Source organism: Vibrio nitrifigilis (assembly GCF_015686695.1).
Classification (GTDB): domain Bacteria; phylum Pseudomonadota; class Gammaproteobacteria; order Enterobacterales; family Vibrionaceae; genus Vibrio; species Vibrio nitrifigilis.
In genome coordinates, this window is record NZ_JADPMR010000004.1 from 535,411 (window position 1) to 554,041 (window position 18,631).

The window sequence follows — 18,631 nt, forward strand, 5'->3', positions numbered from 1 at the left end:
CACTGTTAACTAATAAACCCAGGTGGGGGATGAGTCTGCTGAATGTTTTACTTTTTAAACACGGACAAATCCAACACCTTACTTTCGCCTAACCAGAATAGGTGCTCAGTATGATCTTTCAACTCGCTATCTGTTAGGCCATGCACTAATACGGTAAGTCCATCTCGTTTACTTTCAAGCCACGGCATAAGCGAGTCATAAATGGAGTGATTAAAGGCGAGTTGACAGCTCCAATGTGGGTGAGGTCCCACCTTCTTTTGATGCACTCGGCCTACTTTTAGATCGAACTCTTTTCCGGCTGCTGTACATAACTCAGTCGCTTGAGCTAGTGTGGTCGCATCGAAGTAAATATGGGCGTGATAATGAGCGTAGTTATTAGCTGGGAAAGTCGGCATGGTCTTGCTTATTTAAAAATGATGGAGTGGATTATGGCACAAACATCAGAAAAAAGTGAAACACACCAATGCGTTTCGACTTTTTCTTCAGATACATTCCGTAGCGTTATCGATAAATAGAAGAAATTTTATTTATTTTTTAGCAAGATAGAAGTCCATTTTATTCTGTATTTCCGATCTATAGGGCCTTAACAGCATTTGTTAAGGCTTTTTTTTATCAGTGAACCGCGATGTTAGCTACGCTACTTTAAATTGCCCTAATAATTGCTCCATTTTATTTCCTAATGTATTAAGCCGAGTTGCGGAATCTGCGGTTGCCACTGAGTCTTCTAGCGTTCTGGTAGAAATATCAGACATGGTAATCACGCTTTGACTGACGTCATTTGATGCAATGGCTTGCTGGTTTGCTGCCTCAGATATTTGGCTAAACGCACTGTGGACGTGAGCCATGTAATCATCGATAGAGCGTAGCGCTTCACTAGCCGATGCGACTCGATCAGCGGTTTCATCTGAACTATTACGGCTTTCAACCATGGCGCGGTTAGCAAGCTCTGAGCGTTTTTGGAGTGTATCAATAATCTCTTTAATTTCTTCGGTTGAATCTTGAGTGCGTGAGGCGAGTGAGCGGACTTCATCGGCGACGACGGCGAAACCTCGGCCTTGTTCTCCAGCTCGCGCTGCTTCAATCGCAGCATTTAGAGCTAGTAAATTAGTTTGTTCCGCAATGCCTACAATCACATTCAACACTGAACCAATTTTGTCACTGTCTTCTTTGAGCGTTTCGACAGTATGACTCGCTTCATTGATTTTTTGGGCAAGCACATGCATAGATTCACTCGCATTTAGTACGACCGAGTTTCCTTGATCGGAAGCATTTACGGTGGATTGCACCAAATTTTCTGCTTCATTAGAGTTACTGCTAATCTCTTGTGCACTTACCGACATTTGTGTCATCGCTGATGCGGCCATTTCTGCTTGAGCTTGTTGTTCGGTGGCTTCTTTCTGGGTGATGATAGCGCGTTCAGACAGCTCTTTAGAGGCGGTTAGTGTCTCGTGAGACACAGAAATCAGCGTCTCAATGGTTTTCTTCATTTTATCGGCAAAGAGATTGTAGTTAGTGGCTAACATGCCTAATTCATCATGCCCTAAGACGGGAATACGCAGTGTTAGATCTCCGTCTCCTTTCGCGATGTCTTCTAATGCTTGGTTGGTTGCTTTAACTCTTGAGACATTTTTTCGGGAAATAATAATAGAAGCGATACCTCCGAGTAAGATGGCAATCACCGAGACGGTTAATAGCAGCTCGATGGACACTTGAGTGTCCGATTCTGCTTTGTCGGCAGCGTTTTTCATCTCTGCAGATATAACATCACGCAGGCTGCTAATATCATTAGCAATTTGTGGCCCAATGGTATCAAGATGTTTTACCCCTTTATTACGCGCATATATATGGTCTGTGACCTGCTTAGCGACGGCGATATATTGGCTCAGTAATGTTTGTGCTTCTTTGGCCCACGAAAGTTGATAGGGATTGGTTAATGTTTTAATGAGACCGGTGATTTGTTGTTGGGATTGTAAGAACTCACTGTTGAAGCGGTTGACTTCTGAGTCCTCGTTATCAACGAGAAATTTAAACACATAGAGTCGCCCGCGTAATAAAGAGCTACTCGCTAACCCCGCATAATAGGTCGCATCCAAATGCTGATCTTCTTTTGCGGCATGCATAATATTGGTTAGGAGTAATTCGATTTTAGGACCGATCACGTTGAGTGTTTTTGTGACCAGTCGGTTTCTTTCGTTCATATTCGTGACGACTTCGTTAGTAAATGTATCACGATATTCTGTTTGGTTTTTTACCAGTTGGGCGATCAACGTTTGTGCTTGAGGGGCGAGAATTTCTTTTTTAGCTGTCGGCATTAATTGATTAATTAGGCTGTCAGCACCTTGATTGAAGGTTTCAACGTATTGTTTTTGTCCTGTTTGGATATAGTTTTTCATCGCCAAACGTAATCGAAACAACTTATCTGTCATATTTGCTGCAAGTTGAGTGTCTGGAGCAAGCTCGAATGAAATACGAGACATATCTTCGGATAAGCCTTTTAGCAACTGGCTGCTGGTTAAGGTAATGCCAATCAAAATAAGGATTAATAAAGCTGGGGCAAAGAGTGCCTTTTTGCCCATAGAAATATTGTTGAAGTTCATTGGAGCCCTCAAGAATTTCTTTGTTGCTATAAAATGAGCGGTGTTACCGTTCGTATGAGGATAAATATAGGAGTGAGAAGAACCGGTTGCATAACAAATTGATACATTTTGCAAAACTTTTTAACAACAGCATCATTTTTTGTTAATTCTAATCGATAGAATTATTAATAATGTTGCTGTGTATGCCTTCGCTCCTATGCGGAGTAACTGACTATGTATATAGAATAAACCTATCTTCAAATCAGTGTGTCGCATCAGAGCGAAAACATTCGCGGTAAAAGAGAATCTTGAGGTTGATTGAATATCGTTATTCAGGCATGAGTTTTTTGGTAGTGTTCAGCCGTCGCGTCTAGCCCAGCTATTGCGAAACGATAAAAGTGATTGATAATCTCAGTTTGCGGTAGCTGAGAGGCTTCGTGTAGAGGGCCTGGGATGGATGTTCCTCCTAAAATCATCACAATACATGGTGCCATAATATTGATTAAGCACACTGAAACTTCTGGCGAGGCGACAGGAATGTTGGTGATTTTGCTGATTAACTGCTTAATCAACATAATCTTGGGTTCTAATTCTTCAGAAAATAAAATCGATAAATTTGATGTCGGGGCGAGGATCTCTCGTGCCAACGTTTGCGCCTGCCAGCCTTTACCATGCCCAGCTGAATCACAAAGCAGTGCAATGAAACTTTTTAGTTGTGTTTTAGGCTCTGTATGCCGCTGCAAAATATCATGTAATTTGTCGATATCAATAATGCTGCTGTGCGCTTCGGCAAGCACTTTTTGGTAAAGACCATTACGACTACCAAAGTGATAGTTAATAGATGCTAGATCGACACCGGCTTCTGTCGCAATAGATTTGCTGGTGGTTTCTGCGAAGCCATTTTCGGCAAAAAGCCGCCCAGCCGCTTCTAATATGCGTTGGCGTGTGATCTCGCCATCGACACGCGTCGATGTTTTGCGTTTGGTCATAATACTGTCACTTAGATTGCTTGATTTTTGTTATAAGATAAATTAGTTTAAATTTAAATTCAATTTAAACTAAACAAAATTAAGGTCATCTCATCTGGTTGTTCTCTACTAAAACCGGACTTGACCGACGAGAATCAGACTATGCGTAATGGTTTTATTTGTGCCTTATTGACGTTGATATTGGCGGGCTGCTCACCTCAAGAGAAACCGCAAGCATTGGGAACATTGGAGCGCGATCGTGTATCGCTGACTGCAACAGCAAGCGAGGTTATTCAATCCATTCCTGTTAAGGAAGGGCAGCCAATACATCAAGGTGATGTGCTGGTTCAGTTATCACCAATTAGCCAACAAGCCGTGGTTGAAAAAGCAAAAGCAGAACAACTGCAAGCTCAGGTAAGCTTAAATAAATTACTCAATGGTGAACGCATCGAAGATGTAGAGTCAGCCAAAGCGGATGTGGACAACGCCAAAGTCCATATGGAAAACGCAGAAAAGCATTATCAGCGTATTGCCGCGCTTGTGGCTCGGAAGTTGAGTTCTCAGTCGGAAAAAGATAATGCTCAAGCGGATCGAGATGAAGCCCGCGCTTCCTATACGGCAGCGGTACAAAATTTGAAGAAATTATCTTCAGGTTATAGAACGGAAGATATTGAAGTCGCCAAAGCAAAATTATCGGCTGCAACGGCCGAATTGAAATTACAACAACATCGCTTGGAAGAGTTGACAATAAAGGCCACACGCGATGGCGTGCTTGATTCATTGCCATACAATCAAGGCGAACGAGTCGCAACCAATGCAGTATTAGCGATTATCGAAGCAGGGGCAACGCCATACGCACGCGTGTATATGCCAGAACCGTTTGTTGCGAGTTATCCTATTGGCAGCCAAGTAACGGTGCATATTGATGGCGCAGATAAGGCGGTGACGGGCACGATTCATTGGATGTCGAAAGAGCCGGCGTTTACCAGTTATAAAAGTATGAGTGCGAGCGACCGTTCGCGTTTGGTCTATCTCACCAAAATAAGTTTGCCTGATTCTAGTGCATCTTTGCCAGCAGGTATTCCAGTTCAGGTAGATTTGGATAAAGCCCATGACTGAGTTAGCCATAAAAGCAGAACATATTGTGAAGCGCTTTGGTGATTTTACCGCTATTGATGATATTTCGTTATCAGTACCCAAAGGCAGTATTTACGGATTTTTGGGACCCAATGGGTGTGGAAAATCGACCACAATCAGAACACTCACTGGGCTGCTACATCCGACAGAAGGCAAGGTTGAGGTACTTGGCTATCAAGTGCCAAAAGATGCGGACAAATTGCGCTTAAAAATCGGTTACATGACGCAAAAATTTTCACTGTATAACGATCTAACCGTACAGGAAAACTTGCAGTTTATGGGCACCATTTTTGGTATGAACAAAAAGGCGTTAAAAGCGCGTTGTGAAGAACAAATGCACACGTATGGCTTGGATAATTTACGTAATCAGAAAGCCTTTGGTATGAGTGGCGGACAGAAACAGCGTTTGTCGCTAGCATGTGCCACGATGAATGACCCAGAGTTACTGTTTCTTGATGAGCCGACCTCAGCAGTGGACCCGGAAAACCGTCGTGATTTTTGGGAACGGTTATTTGATCTTTCTGAAGCGGGTACCACCATTTTGGTCACAACTCACTACATGGATGAAGCAGAACGTTGCCATCGTCTCGCCATCATGGAATCGGGCAAAATGCGCGCAGATGGTGAGCCGGAAAAGCTCATGGATCAAATGGGAGTTAATATTGTTGAAATTAAAGCCGATGATTTGCGCTTATTGAAACAAAAGCTCCTGCAGCATGGGTCTCATGTACGCTCGGCTGCCCAGTTAGGTGTGCGCCTTCGGGTGTTGGTATATCAACATGTTTCCGATCCTATTGGTTGGATAAAGTCTCAATTCCCATCTTTGCAAAATGCTGAGCTCACCATAGCAAGGCCAACCTTAGAAGACGTCTTTGTTTCAGTCACAGGGGAGGGACGGCAATGAGTGCTTTAACCCGGATGTGGGCTATCATTATTAAAGAGGTACGCCAACTTTATCGTGACCGTATCACGTTTGCCATGATTGTGGTGATTCCTCTTGTCCAGCTGACTCTGTTTGGTTACGCCATTAATATGGATGTGCGAAACATACCCGCAGGATTGGTTGATATGAGCCACACCCATACAAGTCGCATGTTAAAATCAGCGGTAGAAGCGTCACAAGTTGCCGATTTTACTCATATATATCAGACGCCGAAACAGGCCCAGTATGCGATTCAATCGGGGGAAGTTCGCGCAGCATTAGTGATTCCTAAAGATGTTAACCAACGTATGGAACAAAACCGTACTTTAGGGCAATGGATGGTTGATGGATCGGATAGTACGATCAGCTCTGCGATTATGGGGTTACAAAATTTACCCTTCACCTTGTTCGATGAAACGGCTAATCAGCAAGTTCAGAACAGCGCTGCGAGTACCTTTAAAGTGGCGCTATTTTATAACCCTGCAAGAAGCTCGGCTGTAAATATTGTTCCTGGGTTATTAGCGGTCATTTTAAGTATGACTATGGTTCTGTTTACCAGTGTTGCAGTGGTAAGAGAGCGTGAACAAGGTAACTTAGAACTACTGATAACTACACCCGTGAGTTCGTTAGAGCTGATGATCGCCAAAATTATTCCCTACATTTTTGTTGGTTTGATACAGGTGGTGATTATCCTCACCTTAGGTCACTTTATATTTAAAGTGCCAATCAATGGGGAAATTAGCCAAATTATGCTTGGCGCTCTGCTCTTTATTTCAGCAAGCCTGGCCTTAGGGCTTCTCATTTCCACCGTTGCAATGACTCAGTTACAAGCAATGCAGATGACGTTATTTGTATTACTGCCTTCGATTCTATTGTCTGGGTTCCTAACGCCTTATGAAGCGATGCCCGTCGCTGCCCAATGGGTAGCAGAAGCTTTGCCAGCTTCCCATTTTATGCGCCTGATCCGCGGTATTGTTTTGCGTAGCGCTGATTTGGCCGATTTATGGAAAGACAGCTTGTGGCTTGGTTGCTTTGCCATATTGGGCGTGTTTGTTGCTGCAAAACGATTTAAAAAGTCATTAGATTAATGATATTTCATGAAAAGGAGCCCTAATAGAGTAGGGCTCCTTTATCTACAGTGTGATAGGGGTTAATCAGTCATTTTGCCTTAGGCATGATTAAAGGCTTTTTTCCCGGCATATTGCGCAGCGTTACCTAGTGCATCTTCAATACGCATTAGTTGGTTGTATTTTTCCACACGTTCACCACGACATGGCGCGCCAGTTTTTAAATGGCCAGCACGCATGGCGACCGTCATATCCGCAATAAAACTGTCAACCGTTTCACCGCTGCGGTGAGAAATAAAGGTTCCCCAGCGATTTTCATGGCATAAGTGAACGGCATTAAAGGTTTCAGTTAAGCTACCGATTTGGTTGAGTTTAATTAGGGCAGCATTAGCCACATTTTCTTTGATGCCCCGTTCAATGTATTTCACATTGGTGACAAATAAATCGTCACCGACTAACTCAATTTTATGACCTAACTTTTCGTTCAGATAATGCCAGCCTTGCCAATCATCTTCAGCTAACCCATCTTCAAGTAACGCAATTGGAAATTGATGCAGCAGTTGTTCGTAGTAATGGGTCATTTCTTGCGAAGTCAGTTGGCTACCTTCAGTACGTAAATGATATTTACCATCTCGATAAAATTCGCTTGAAGCGGGGTCCATACAAATAGCGACATCTTCGCCTGGGCGATAGCCCGCTTTTTCAATGGCTTGCACGATCCATTGTAAAGGCTGGCGATTGGTTTCGACGGTAGGAGCAAAACCGCCTTCATCACCAATACCAGTACTAATGCCTGCTTTGAGCAAGATATCTTTCAGCGATTGATAAATTTCACTGCCCCAACGTACGGCATCGGTAAATGTGCTTGCTCCAAAAGGAGCGATCATAAATTCTTGAAAATCAGCCCCTTGACCACGAGCGTGGACACCACCATTCATAATATTCATACAAGGAACAGGGAGTAAGTTGCCATTCGTACCACCTAAATATCGATATAAAGGTTGTTGCGTTGCGAGTGCGCCTAAACGTGCACTGGCTAAAGAAACCCCTAAAATGGCGTTTGCTCCGAGTTTGCTTTTGTTTTCAGTGCCATCAAGGTCAAGCATGGTTTGGTCAATTTCCGCTTGATTGGTAAAGTCTTTTCCTAGTAATGCCGCTTTTATTTCATTGTTTACATAGTTACGAGCTTTTAGTACCCCTTTACCGTGGTAACGGGCTTTATCATTGTCTCTCAATTCAATGGCTTCGCGAGAACCTGTGCTAGCACCAGACGGAACGGCGGCACGAGCCGATAAGCCTGAATCAGCATAGATTTCGACTTCGACGGTTGGGTTACCACGTGAGTCGAGAATTTCGCGCGCTTTAATATCATTGATAGTATTTCTCATGAGGTTGTCTCCAAATATTGTTTAATGTTATCGCGCACTGAGTCAGAGACAGTAGTTCACCATTTGTCTTATATGGGTGTGGCTTATCGTCAGGAATAAAACAGTGCGGGAAAGTCATCATTGCTCGGTGTAAGGCATGAATAATCGCCTTGAATATCGAGCGGTGATGGTTCAATGAAAAGAGGTTAACAAGAGAGTGATATGGGCACAGGCAGCACTTGCCAGCAGATATCCAACGCCAAAAATATCGATGTAGGCGGTAGTATTTGAAGGCAGTCAATGGCAACTGAAAATAATCCACATGGGTCTCCTGTTAATACAAGAGCCGCGGGGATGAGGGCATAGTTGAGAGATAGTACTCGCCTGATCCTCGTAACTCAGAAAGTCCGTCAAATCAGGCGTCATTAGCTGTATAAACGTTAATAAACACAGTGTTTATCAACGTTCTTATTACAGCGGTTGGGGTAAGGTGGTACGCCATCACCTTGCGTCATTACGGCGTCATGACGTTTTTATAACGTCACAATCAATTCCTGATATGACCTAAATTCTGTTTCTGCTTTGCAGCATACTCCGATAAATAACGAAAATTACCTTCGGAGATCACAAAAATTAGTGATATTAGTGAAGTTAGTAATGATATTTATTATCAATTAGGTGTCAGAATCATGATCTGACCCAAATTATTATTTTTGTTTTCCTATAGGGTGGTAAGTGAGCAAAGTAGCCATCAATAATAGGAAGATAAATGTCTGAACTTTTACAACTTTTGGAAAAGGAACTGCTTGAGCAATTTGAATCTGCGCAGCAGTGGCGTCGAGATTTACACCGCCATCCACAACCTGGCTGGTTAGAATTTTATTCAACTGCTACCGTAGCCGAGAAGCTGGCCAACTGGGGATACGAGATATTTCAAGGGGCTGACATTATTGATGGCAGTCATCGTCTTTTTGTTCCACCGAAAGAGGTGCTTGAACAAGAATACCAAGCGGCTTTAGATTACGGAGCTAACATCAAATATCTAGCCCCTGCTAAAGGCGGCCTAACCGGCGTGGTCGGAGTGATTACTGGCAATGAACCGGGGCCCTCGGTGGCGTATCGCTTTGATATTGACTGCTTGCGAATTACCGAAAGTACTGACCCTTCCCGTAAAGCGGTACAAGAAGAATATGTGTCATGCCATCCGGGATTTGCCCACATGTGTGCCCACGATATCAATACCTGTACCGGGTTAATGTTAGCCCATTATTTTGCTCAACATCGTGAGCAAATTAAAGGCACGATAAAATTCATTTTTCAGCCCGATGAAGAAGGGTTATCTGGGGCCCGGACGATGATTCCTAAAGGTGTGCTTGATGGCGTGGATTATTTAATGGGCGGACATGTCGCCTCTAATATGCCTCAAGCGGGGTCGTTCTCTCCTAAATCAACCAACATTTTAGCCGTTAAACGCTGGAAATTTCGCTTTATTGGTCAAGCGGCGCACTCTACGGGACAACCTCATTTAGGTAAAAATGCGTTACTTGGTGCCGCGAATGCCACGCTTAATTTGCATGCAATTGCGCCCCACAGTGCGGGTACTGGGCGAGTGAATGTAGGCAAAATTGATGGCGGAGACAGTTGGAATATTATTGCACCACTAGCTGAGCTATGGGTTGAGATCAGAGCTTCCACTGACGAAGTGTTCAATTATCTAAACCAACGGGTTGAATCCATCATGCAAGCCAGTGCTGATCTTTATGAGTTGGGGTTGGATACTGAGCTGGTGGTCGAATCACTAGCAGGTAAGAATTCACCAGAGATGGAAGCGTTGGCGGCTGAAGTTGGGCATGAACTCTCTTTGATTCATGAGGTTGTTGATGAGCATGCAGTTAATGCATCAGAAGACTTCACGTTACTTGCTGATTACGTTCAATCTCAAGGCGGTCAGTCGGTTTACGTCATTCACGGTACTCCAGTGGAAGGCGGTTTGCATAGTAACGCACTGGATGTTGATGAACGGGTGATGGTCAATGCGGCAGCAATTTATGGGGGGATGTACCTTAAGCTTGTGCGCACATATTAATTATTTTGTATTCATCAAGGAAGAAAGATTTGTTCAAAATCTGTAAGTCAGGAGGACTTCTCAATGAAAGACACAGAATATTCAATAAAGCAGGTATTAACAGATTGGCGGTTAATGAGCACCGCCCTTATCGTCGTTGTTATTTCTGAATGGATTGGCATTATTCCTGTAAAATTTGGCGGTTGGTTATCTTTAACACTTTTCCCTATGTTGTATGCCATGGTTCTTGGAAGCGTGGCTTTCTTTGCGAAATTGCTTTCTATCGAACAAAGTGAAAAGGCACAAAAAATTGTTTTTGTAGCCATTTTACCTTTAGTCGCAAAGTTAGGTATGAGTATTGGTCCTGCGTTACCCGAGCTTAAAAATATGGGCTTAGCCATTGTGTTACAAGAGTTTGGCAATATGGGAACCATTCTTTTGGCGTTACCAATAGGCTTATTACTTGGCTTTAAAAGAGAACTTATTGGTATGACTCATTCTATCGGTCGAGAAGCGAATGTCTCTTTAATCGCTGAACGATATGGAATTAATTCTGCTGAAGGTCGTGGGGTGATGACCGTATACATAGTTGGTACTGTATTTGGGACGTTATTTTATGGGTTAATGGTCCCTGTGTTCGTGAAAATACCCGGGATTCACGTTGAATCATGGGCTTTAGCAAGTGGTGTTGGGAGTGGTAGCTTAATGGCCGCAGCAAGCGGATCTTTAGCGAATGTTTTTCCTCAAGAAGCAGACAAAATCATCGCTTATGCAGGCGCGAGTCAAGTATTAACCAGTGCAACTGGATTGTATATGGCGATATTTATTTTATTACCTTTTACCAATTGGATGTATAAGCGGTTATCTCCTTATGGTGAGAACAAGCCGGCTGTTAGCCAAGCGACGAGGGTAAAGTAATGACTCAGAGTAAATCGGTTATACACACATTAGTTGACTCATTATGGATTTTGTCTGCGACGATTATCGTAATGGCTGTCGGAATCTGGGTCGGGTATGGCAGTTCACCTGTCGAGCAACTTCCACCTCTTATTTTGTATTTGATTATTTCTTTATTAGGCATATTTTTAGCAGAAGTACTACCTATCCCTTTCCCAGCAGTTGGATGGGTTGCGTTACTCGGTGTTTTAATTTCAATTCCAGATTTTTTACCTCATGCAGATGAATTGGTAGAACTGTCTAATCGTGTCCCCTTTATTTCAACTGCTACGGTTGCGTTAACATTTGCAGGAATTTCTGTTGGTAAAGACTGGAAGCAATTTAAAAGGGTGGGTTGGCGAGGCATTATATTGAGCTTCTTCGTTTTTTCAGGGACTTACCTAGGTTCTGCCCTTGTAGCCGAATTGGTGTTACGTGTGACGGGTGTGGTTTAAGTTAGTGAATAGTTGCGACACATTTCTTGTTTATTCATGGGAAGTGTGTCGATATTGATCCGTTTTTTGAGGTGACTCGCGTCGAGTTGAACTCGCTATTTATTGGTTTATCGTCTCTTTTACACTGCCGCTGTCTAGGTTGTATTTCTTCAGTGAAGCAGGAGTATAATAATGGCCAATATCGTAGTGTGTTCTGATGGAACTTGGAATCGCCCTGAAGATGATATCAGCAAAGACTTTCCCTCTAATGTGCTCAAGCTTGCTCGTGGTGTCTCTCCTTTGGGGCAGCAAACCCGTCAACATGTCTTTTATGATTGGGGCTTAGGTGCTTATCACGATAAATGGAGTGCAGGCATCACCGGACATGGGATCCACAAAAACATTCTCGATGGGTACCGGTACATTGTTCATAACTACGAACCTGGAGATAAAATTTATCTGTTTGGTTTCAGTCGTGGCGCTTACAGCATGCGAGCGCTTGCGGGGTTAATTCATAATTGCGGTATTTTACGCCGAGAGCACGCCAATATGATTTCAAAAGCGTGGCATATTTATAAAGATTATTCTCCGAGTTGCCACCCTCAAGGTGCGACGGCCTTAACATTTAAACGAGAGCTTGCACATCAAGAGAATACGGTTCATTTCGTTGGTGTCTGGGATACGGTAGGCGCATTGGGTATTCCTTTTGGTATGCTCGGACTATTTGATGGTAAAGATGAATTTTACGATACAAAAATGGGGCCAAATGTTCGTATAGCACGCCATGCATTATCGATAGATGAGCAACGCGAAGATTTTGAACCCACGCTATGGCTTCCCCGTGAAGGGGTCGATCTTAAACAAATTTGGTTTGCCGGTGTTCATGGTGATGTTGGCGGTTCTTATGCCCCAGACCATGATTCTGGTTACAGCGTTGCTGATATTTCACTACGCTGGATGCTAACCGAAGCGCAAAAAGCGGGTTTAGACTTTGAACCTCATTTGTGGGATTCGTTAACGGAAGGAGAACATGGCCAATTACATGAATCACGAGCCAGTTTGTACCGTTTTAAACGGCCATTGCATCGACGATTAAATGTCCCCGACAGACCAACGTTTATTCATTCTAGCGTTAAGCTTCGCTACGAAATGGACGCAAATTATCGACCGCCTCAGTTGGAAACTTGGGTGAATCAGAACGGGTGGGATGCGATTCCTTTAAGTGATTGATTCATGTTCTTATGTGTCAATATTGAGAATCTTATCAGTCGAGTTGACATAAGTTTGATGGCATCGTGTTTCTATTCCTTAGATATCAATGTTTACTCGCTATTTTGTTGGCGAATAGAATCTCTTGACCTAGCCTGAAATGACGGTGATAGCGTTTTCACCTGAACATTTTGGTTTTTAATACAGGTTAAGGATTTAACTCATGAAAAAACTATTCGCAGTGGTAGCGTTAGCGGCAACCTTACCTTTATCTCACTTAGCAATGGCTGATGATGATATTGGTTGTGGTTTGGGGACGATGATTTTTGATGGTAAGTCTGGCAAAGTCTTTAAGATTTTAGGGGCAACCACCAATGGTACATCCGGCAACCAAACCTTCGGTATTACTTTCGGTACATTAGGTTGTGATGGAACAGGTACGATCGATTCCGCACAAAAACTGGCTATGTTCATTGATGGAAACATGGACAACTTGGCGCGCGATATTGCCAAAGGTCAGGGGGAAACGCTAGCAAACTTATCTGAAGTTTGGGGAATCAAAGATGAAGATAAAGCGAACTTCAACTTAATGGCCAAACAAAACTTTGCAACGGTATTTAGCTCTGAAAACGTCACGTCTAATGACGTGCTTAACAATCTAAATCACCTGATTGCCAAAGACGAGAAACTATCAGCTTACGCAATTTAAGTACTCCCGTTCTTCTTATACAGTGCCTCTTTTCGAGGCGCTGTTTCTCATTTTAAACGATCCATCACATTGACGTTATTTGCTGACTTATGACTCTATCGCGTGTTGTATTTTCTATTTGCGGATTGTTGGCTACGGCGATTCCTGCTGCTTATTCTCTGGCTGCTACTGTTCAGACATCCGTTGTAAAACAAGGTCAGCCAATTGACATCCAAACGTTAAGTGAAGATGCCTATTGGCTTAAACTCGGTCATTACTTACCTGCTATTTCGCTGCCGGGAATGAATTCTCGATATGTCAGTACCGTTGATTCTGCGACTTTTTTTCTTGATCAACAGGGGAAAACTGACCCTAAAAAGGAGCTTGAAGCAACCTATCATGCTCTGTATCAGAATAAAGACAAGCAGCGTTACCGCTGTTTATTCCCAGCGCGCTATACGTGGCTAGAAGAGCAACAGGGTCGTGCTATTCCAACATTAGATTGCTCAGAATTAAATAAGTGGCAAAAGGCCATTTCACCAGACAAGTTAACGTTGGTGTTCCCAACAGCGTTTATGAATAACCCATCGTCAATGTTTGGTCATACCTTATTGCGTATTGATGCGAAACATCAGAACAAAAATAGTGAGTTAGTTGCGTACGCAGTGAACTTTGCCGCGCAACCGCAAACCGACGATAACGCCGCGCTTTATGCCTTAAAAGGGTTAATCGGATCCTACCCAGGCCGATTTACAGTGATGCCTTATTACAAAAAAGTGCGCGAATATAACGATATTGAATCCCGTGATATTTGGGAGTATCCGCTTAACTTTTCTTCGGTTGAAGTTGATCGAATCTTGTTGCACTTATGGGAGTTAGAGCAAGCTGAATTTGATTACTATTTTCTTGACGAAAACTGTTCTTATCAATTACTCGCACTGTTGCAATTGGCGAATCATGATCTTGATTTAGTGAGTGAATTCACTTATTCCGCGACGCCTTCTGACACCGTAAAAGCGTTGGTTTCGGCGGGATTAACCCAGCGTCCAGATTATCGAGCTGCTTTTGGTACACGCTTGTTACATGAATCAGATTTAGTCGACGAAAGGGTTTATCGCGCCGCCAAAGCATTGAAAGAGCATGGTCTCTACCCAGATAAAGATGCATTTACGCCGAGCCAACAAGCTGCAATTCTCGAGCTCGCTTATGAATGGCTTAATTTTGAGTTGTATGACGAAGGCTTAGAGCGTCAATCTACTGCACGACGTTTAACGGGCATTTTAATAGCAAGAAGCAAAATCGATGCGCCATCACCATATCCACCTGTCATCAAGCCTGATACCTCACCAGATCAAGGGCATGGCTCAGCACGCCTTGGTATAGCACGTAATTTATACCAAGGTAAATCCCACAGTACTTCACTGGAGTGGCGACCGTCATATCATGATTTATATGATGCACAAAAAGGGTTTATCCCAGGCGCACAAATTAGCTTTGGCGATCTTAAGGTCAGTGTTGACGACGCGGGTCAATCACAAATCGATCACTGGTATATCGTTGATTCAATGGCTTTAGCACCGAGTAATCGCGTCTTTGAAAGTACGGCATGGAATATTAAGTTAGGTGTTGATCGACCGGATGGTACAGATAAACATCGCTGGTTATTGAATGGTGGTATGGGGAGAGCTTGGGGAAGAGCAGAAAAGCTGCATGTCTATGGTTTGCTCAGTGGAGAATTAAACCAAGGGCCTTTAACCGATAATGTTTGGGTGCCTGGTGTGGGAGCTCGTGCTGGATTGCTCTATTCTTTTAACGATGAGCATCGTTTTGGTATTGAAGGCGAGTGGTTGGCACTTATCGGTGGTAACGCCAATGATCACAGTGATATTACGGCAACGTGGAATTGGTCCCTAACAACGAATACCGCACTCAGAATGCAAGTGGGCTACCAAGATTGGACAACCCACCAAGCCACTGCTGCAATGATTGCTTATTTTTATTATTGAGCTTGAGCTGGGCTCGTTGATGAAGCTCTGAACCCAGCATTTTGAAGTTATTTGGCCATATCGAGTTATCGTAGGGGTTTTCTTGTCAGTAAACGTTTTATTTTGCCGGCTTTGGGTAACATGATTGCTGCCCCTAATACCCAATAGTAGATGGGGGGGCCCCAAGGTGTTTTTTCAGCCCAAGTAAAATGCAGCAGCATTAAAAATAGGGCGATGTAGACCAAATTATGTAACTGTTGCCAGTGGCGTCCCATGTTTTTACGAATACGATTGGGTGAGGTGATAGTTAATGCGAGTAAGATGATCACCGCACTAAAGCCTACCGTGATGTAGGGTCTATCGGCTATTTCATTACCTAGTCTGTTGATGTCTAAGCCCAGAATAAATACGGCAAATGTGAGGAGATGGCATAGCGCATACACAAAGGTATAGATGCCGATTAGGCGACGAAAACGCATCAATTCGCCACCCAAATAGCGACTTACAGTGGAGAGGCTTAAGGTAATAAGCAGTAAATTGATGGCGCCAAATCCGGTAAAATGCAACAAACCATTGACAGGATCTGCCCCTAATCTGTCTTGAACGCCTAGCCAAAATGTCCAACATAGCCAACCGAAAGCGAGTAAATGGATGCCGGTTTTGAGCCCAATTCTTTGCCAATGACTAAAACGCAGTGTGTATCTAAATGCCATTTAGAAATTTTTCCTTAGGTCTAAGCCCTTGTATAAACTGGCCACTTCATCATAACCATTGAACATGCGGGTATCGATACGTTGAGTAGAAAGTAAACCTCCGCCGACAATACGTCGCTCGGTTGCTTGACTCCAGCGCGGATGATCGACGTTGGGATTAACGTTAGCGTAAAATCCATATTCATGAGGTGCGAGTAAGTTCCAAGTATTAGGCGGCTGTTGGTCGGTCAATTTGATCCGCACTATGGATTTAATATTTTTGAAACCATACTTCCAAGGCACGACCAACCGAATTGGCGCGCCGTTTTGGGGCATTAATGTTTTTCCATATAATCCAACGCTAAGCAGGGTTAATGGATGGGTTGCCTCTTCAATAGTAAGACCTTCCACATAGGGGTAATCAAGCCCGCCGCCAATAAAGCGACTTTTCTGCCCTGGCATTTGCTTAGGATCATACAGAGTCTCAAACGCGACGTATTTAGCTGATGAGAGTGGTTTGGCTTGTTGAAGTAATTGGCCAAGTTCAAATCCAATCCAAGGTATCACCATCGACCAGGCTTCTACACAGCGCAGCCGATATATGCGCTCTTCTAAAGGGAATCGTTTTAGCAGATCGTCGTAGCTGAGTTTGATGGGTTTTTCGACTAAACCATCAATGGTCAGTGACCAAGGATCGACCTTAAACTCTTGGGATGATTTTGCTGGATCGTCTTTACTGGTACCAAACTCATAAAAGTTGTTGTAGGTGATGACTTTTTTGTAGGGCGTTTGAGTTTCCGACGTTTTGTATTGGGTGGCGGGGGCAAACGAGAGATCTTGGGTGTGGAAGGTGGATTTTGGTGTATCGTCGTCACCACCAAAGAAATTAAACGCACTGGCCTGTGGTGTTAGGGCTGCAGTAGCCCCGATAAAACCTAACGATTTTAGAAAGGTGCGCCGATTTTTATAGATGTTTTCGTCGGTGACTTGGTGCTCTTTTTCTGGACGACTCGGTTTAAATAACTTCGACATAGTGTTTTTCCCTGAGTGTAATTCCAATACCCGTTACTTTAAAGGTAGCGACAATATTACGACATTAGCCATTTATTGTTAGTTCAATACGCTGCGAGTTGCATTTAGATCACTGCCTTGCATGGTTCTTTACTGATTAGACGAACCTTATCGCTTACTCATTACAGTTATTTTTACTTTAATGTGTCCAAGCGTTTTCAGTCGTTTAAGATTATTCAGTAGTTGAAACACCTGCAGAAGATAGATATGACAGAGACTAACTATGTTGAAACGGATAAATCGACGCTAAGAAGCACGAAAATATTGACCAGTTTTTAGTACATTGAAGGTAGAACGCTACTCAATGAATAATATTGCCGTTATCTAGGATGGATACGGATGATCACAAAGACAGGGAGTGAATCATGGTGTGGTTAGTTGCGTGGATTGATGTCCATTTCCCATCGGGTCAATGGGGCATGCAAAATGCCTCTCGATTGAACCGAAAAACCGAGATGTCTTTTTGGGCATGAGACTAAATTGCTATTACTGTCAGATATTTGCGTGGTAATGCTCGGTATGATGAAAAGATTCTTTGTTACAAGTTGTCTTCATCATAGGCGGTGGTTATGAGCCAATTCATTGGGCCCTTATCTTTCGTATTTATCATTGCGTTAGCGTATACATTAAAACAGATTGGATTCGTGACCGTTAAAGAAGGTCAGGTCGTTAATAAGCTATTAATGAACCTTACTTTACCTGCGACCATTATCGTTACGTTTGCTTCGTTAAAATCTACTGAGCATTTGATTGGAATAGCTCTATTTGGCTTTTTGCTAGCTTAATACCCATTTATGTCATTTACTATTTGACGCCTAAAATGGTCAATCGCACACGTGCCGTCGCGATGTTAAATATTACTGGATTTAATATTGGTTGTTTTGCACTGCCTTTCATTCAGCTTTATTTTGGTAATGCTGGTGGCGTGTTGGCCACTATATTTGATACGGGCAATGCCTTATTGGTTACAGGGGGATCTTACGTTCTAATTAAATACCTGTTGCCTAATAGCCAAGGTGAAGGTATGGGTATCAACGGAGTAGTAAAAAACCTTTCTCAATCCGTTCCATTTTGTACGTATATTGTCATGTTCTTGCTTGCGTCGATACATGTCAAAGTCCCAGATGTCATCAACCAAATATTGCATCCGATCGGTGCTGCGACGCCATTTTTAGCGATGTTTATGTTAGGCGTTTTATTTAATCCTAATGTCGAAAGCAGCCAGTTTAAAATGGCCGTTGGTCTAACGGTCATGCGGTTAGGTTGGGGGATACTCTTTTCACTGACGGCTTATTATTTACTGCCGTTTGATTTATTCACGCGACAAGTGTTATCTGTGGTGGTATTTGCTCCGGCAAGTGCGCTAGCTCCAATTTATTCAGTGCGCTTAGACGCTGATGTTCAATTATCCGCATTTACAAACAGCTTAACGATTATCTGTGGGGTAATCATCATGAGTTACTTGTCGGTGATGTACACCACGACGTAAAACAAATGGTGTAATGAGAGATAGA

At 43.1% G+C, this 18,631-nt stretch carries 17 protein-coding genes and 1 riboswitch; of the genes, 11 read left to right on the forward strand and 6 right to left on the reverse strand.

Annotated features, from left to right (window positions below; genetic code table 11):
* Window positions 1-47 precede the first annotated feature (47 nt).
* The 3 genes from I1A42_RS18665 to I1A42_RS25055 form a co-directional block, all read right to left on the reverse strand.
* The gene (locus tag I1A42_RS18665; RefSeq protein ID WP_196124372.1) at window positions 48-395 is read right to left on the reverse strand and encodes a DOPA 4,5-dioxygenase family protein; all 348 of its coding nucleotides are present in this window, start codon (window positions 393-395) and stop codon (window positions 48-50) included.
* A 237-nt stretch (window positions 396-632) separates the two neighbouring features.
* Window positions 633-2,597 (reverse strand): methyl-accepting chemotaxis protein, encoded by a 1,965-nt coding sequence (locus I1A42_RS18670; RefSeq protein WP_196124374.1) that lies wholly within the window; start codon window positions 2,595-2,597, stop codon window positions 633-635.
* A gap of 311 nt (window positions 2,598-2,908) precedes the next feature.
* The gene (locus I1A42_RS25055; protein ID WP_196124376.1) at window positions 2,909-3,565 is read right to left on the reverse strand and encodes a TetR/AcrR family transcriptional regulator; all 657 of its coding nucleotides are present in this window, start codon (window positions 3,563-3,565) and stop codon (window positions 2,909-2,911) included.
* 141 nt (window positions 3,566-3,706) lie between these two features.
* Between I1A42_RS25055 and I1A42_RS18680 the strand changes: the two genes are divergently transcribed.
* The 3 genes from I1A42_RS18680 to I1A42_RS18690 are packed head-to-tail and all read left to right on the forward strand — an operon-like array spanning window position 3,707 to window position 6,691.
* Window positions 3,707-4,663, forward strand: a complete 957-nt coding sequence (locus I1A42_RS18680; protein ID WP_196124378.1) for an HlyD family secretion protein — start codon at window positions 3,707-3,709, stop codon at window positions 4,661-4,663.
* Window positions 4,656-5,585, forward strand: a complete 930-nt coding sequence (locus I1A42_RS18685) for an ABC transporter ATP-binding protein (protein ID WP_196124380.1) — start codon at window positions 4,656-4,658, stop codon at window positions 5,583-5,585. Before I1A42_RS18680 ends, I1A42_RS18685 begins: the two co-directional genes overlap by 8 nt.
* Window positions 5,582-6,691 carry an ABC transporter permease gene (locus I1A42_RS18690; RefSeq protein ID WP_161157829.1) on the forward strand — a complete coding sequence of 370 codons (1,110 nt, stop codon included), beginning with the start codon at window positions 5,582-5,584 and terminating at the stop codon, window positions 6,689-6,691. The genes I1A42_RS18685 and I1A42_RS18690 overlap by 4 nt, the downstream gene beginning before the upstream one ends.
* Before the next feature lie 80 nt (window positions 6,692-6,771).
* Here I1A42_RS18690 and eno read toward each other — a convergent pair whose 3' ends face one another.
* Window positions 6,772-8,058 carry a phosphopyruvate hydratase gene (gene eno / locus I1A42_RS18695; protein ID WP_196124382.1) on the reverse strand — a complete coding sequence of 429 codons (1,287 nt, stop codon included), beginning with the start codon at window positions 8,056-8,058 and terminating at the stop codon, window positions 6,772-6,774.
* Window positions 8,059-8,446: 388 nt separating this feature from the next.
* A riboswitch (Fluoride riboswitch) is annotated at window positions 8,447-8,552 on the reverse strand.
* A 254-nt stretch (window positions 8,553-8,806) separates the two neighbouring features.
* Here eno and I1A42_RS18700 point away from each other — a divergent pair.
* The 6 genes from I1A42_RS18700 (at window position 8,807) to I1A42_RS18725 (ending at window position 15,375) form a co-directional block, all read left to right on the forward strand.
* Window positions 8,807-10,123 (forward strand): amidohydrolase, encoded by a 1,317-nt coding sequence (locus tag I1A42_RS18700; protein WP_196124385.1) that lies wholly within the window; start codon window positions 8,807-8,809, stop codon window positions 10,121-10,123.
* 63 nt (window positions 10,124-10,186) lie between these two features.
* The gene (locus I1A42_RS18705; protein WP_196124386.1) at window positions 10,187-11,020 is read left to right on the forward strand and encodes a DUF3100 domain-containing protein; all 834 of its coding nucleotides are present in this window, start codon (window positions 10,187-10,189) and stop codon (window positions 11,018-11,020) included.
* Window positions 11,020-11,493, forward strand: a complete 474-nt coding sequence (locus I1A42_RS18710; RefSeq protein WP_196124388.1) for a hypothetical protein — start codon at window positions 11,020-11,022, stop codon at window positions 11,491-11,493. Before I1A42_RS18705 ends, I1A42_RS18710 begins: the two co-directional genes overlap by 1 nt.
* A 171-nt stretch (window positions 11,494-11,664) precedes the next feature.
* Window positions 11,665-12,702, forward strand: coding sequence for a DUF2235 domain-containing protein (locus tag I1A42_RS18715; RefSeq protein ID WP_196124390.1), 1,038 nt, complete (start codon window positions 11,665-11,667; stop codon window positions 12,700-12,702).
* 202 nt (window positions 12,703-12,904) lie between these two features.
* Window positions 12,905-13,390 carry a DUF3015 family protein gene (locus tag I1A42_RS18720; protein WP_161157825.1) on the forward strand — a complete coding sequence of 162 codons (486 nt, stop codon included), beginning with the start codon at window positions 12,905-12,907 and terminating at the stop codon, window positions 13,388-13,390.
* An 89-nt stretch (window positions 13,391-13,479) separates the two neighbouring features.
* Window positions 13,480-15,375: an Lnb N-terminal periplasmic domain-containing protein gene (locus tag I1A42_RS18725; protein ID WP_196124392.1), complete on the forward strand. Its 1,896-nt coding sequence runs from the start codon at window positions 13,480-13,482 to the stop codon at window positions 15,373-15,375.
* A 65-nt stretch (window positions 15,376-15,440) separates the two neighbouring features.
* On the opposite strand, the gene I1A42_RS18730 is transcribed toward I1A42_RS18725, so the two are convergent.
* A complete protein-coding gene (locus tag I1A42_RS18730) occupies window positions 15,441-16,067 on the reverse strand; it encodes a protein-methionine-sulfoxide reductase heme-binding subunit MsrQ (RefSeq protein ID WP_196124394.1) in 627 nt (208 codons plus the stop codon).
* A complete protein-coding gene (msrP, locus tag I1A42_RS18735; protein WP_196124396.1) occupies window positions 16,068-17,078 on the reverse strand; it encodes a protein-methionine-sulfoxide reductase catalytic subunit MsrP in 1,011 nt (336 codons plus the stop codon).
* Between the two features lie 608 nt (window positions 17,079-17,686).
* Here msrP and I1A42_RS18740 point away from each other — a divergent pair.
* Both I1A42_RS18740 and I1A42_RS18745 read left to right on the forward strand, forming a co-directional pair.
* On the forward strand, window positions 17,687-17,902 hold the full coding sequence (locus I1A42_RS18740) for a hypothetical protein (RefSeq protein WP_196124398.1): 216 nt from the start codon (window positions 17,687-17,689) through the stop codon (window positions 17,900-17,902).
* 35 nt (window positions 17,903-17,937) lie between these two features.
* Window positions 17,938-18,606, forward strand: coding sequence for an AEC family transporter (locus I1A42_RS18745; protein WP_196124400.1), 669 nt, complete (start codon window positions 17,938-17,940; stop codon window positions 18,604-18,606).
* Window positions 18,607-18,631 lie beyond the last annotated feature (25 nt).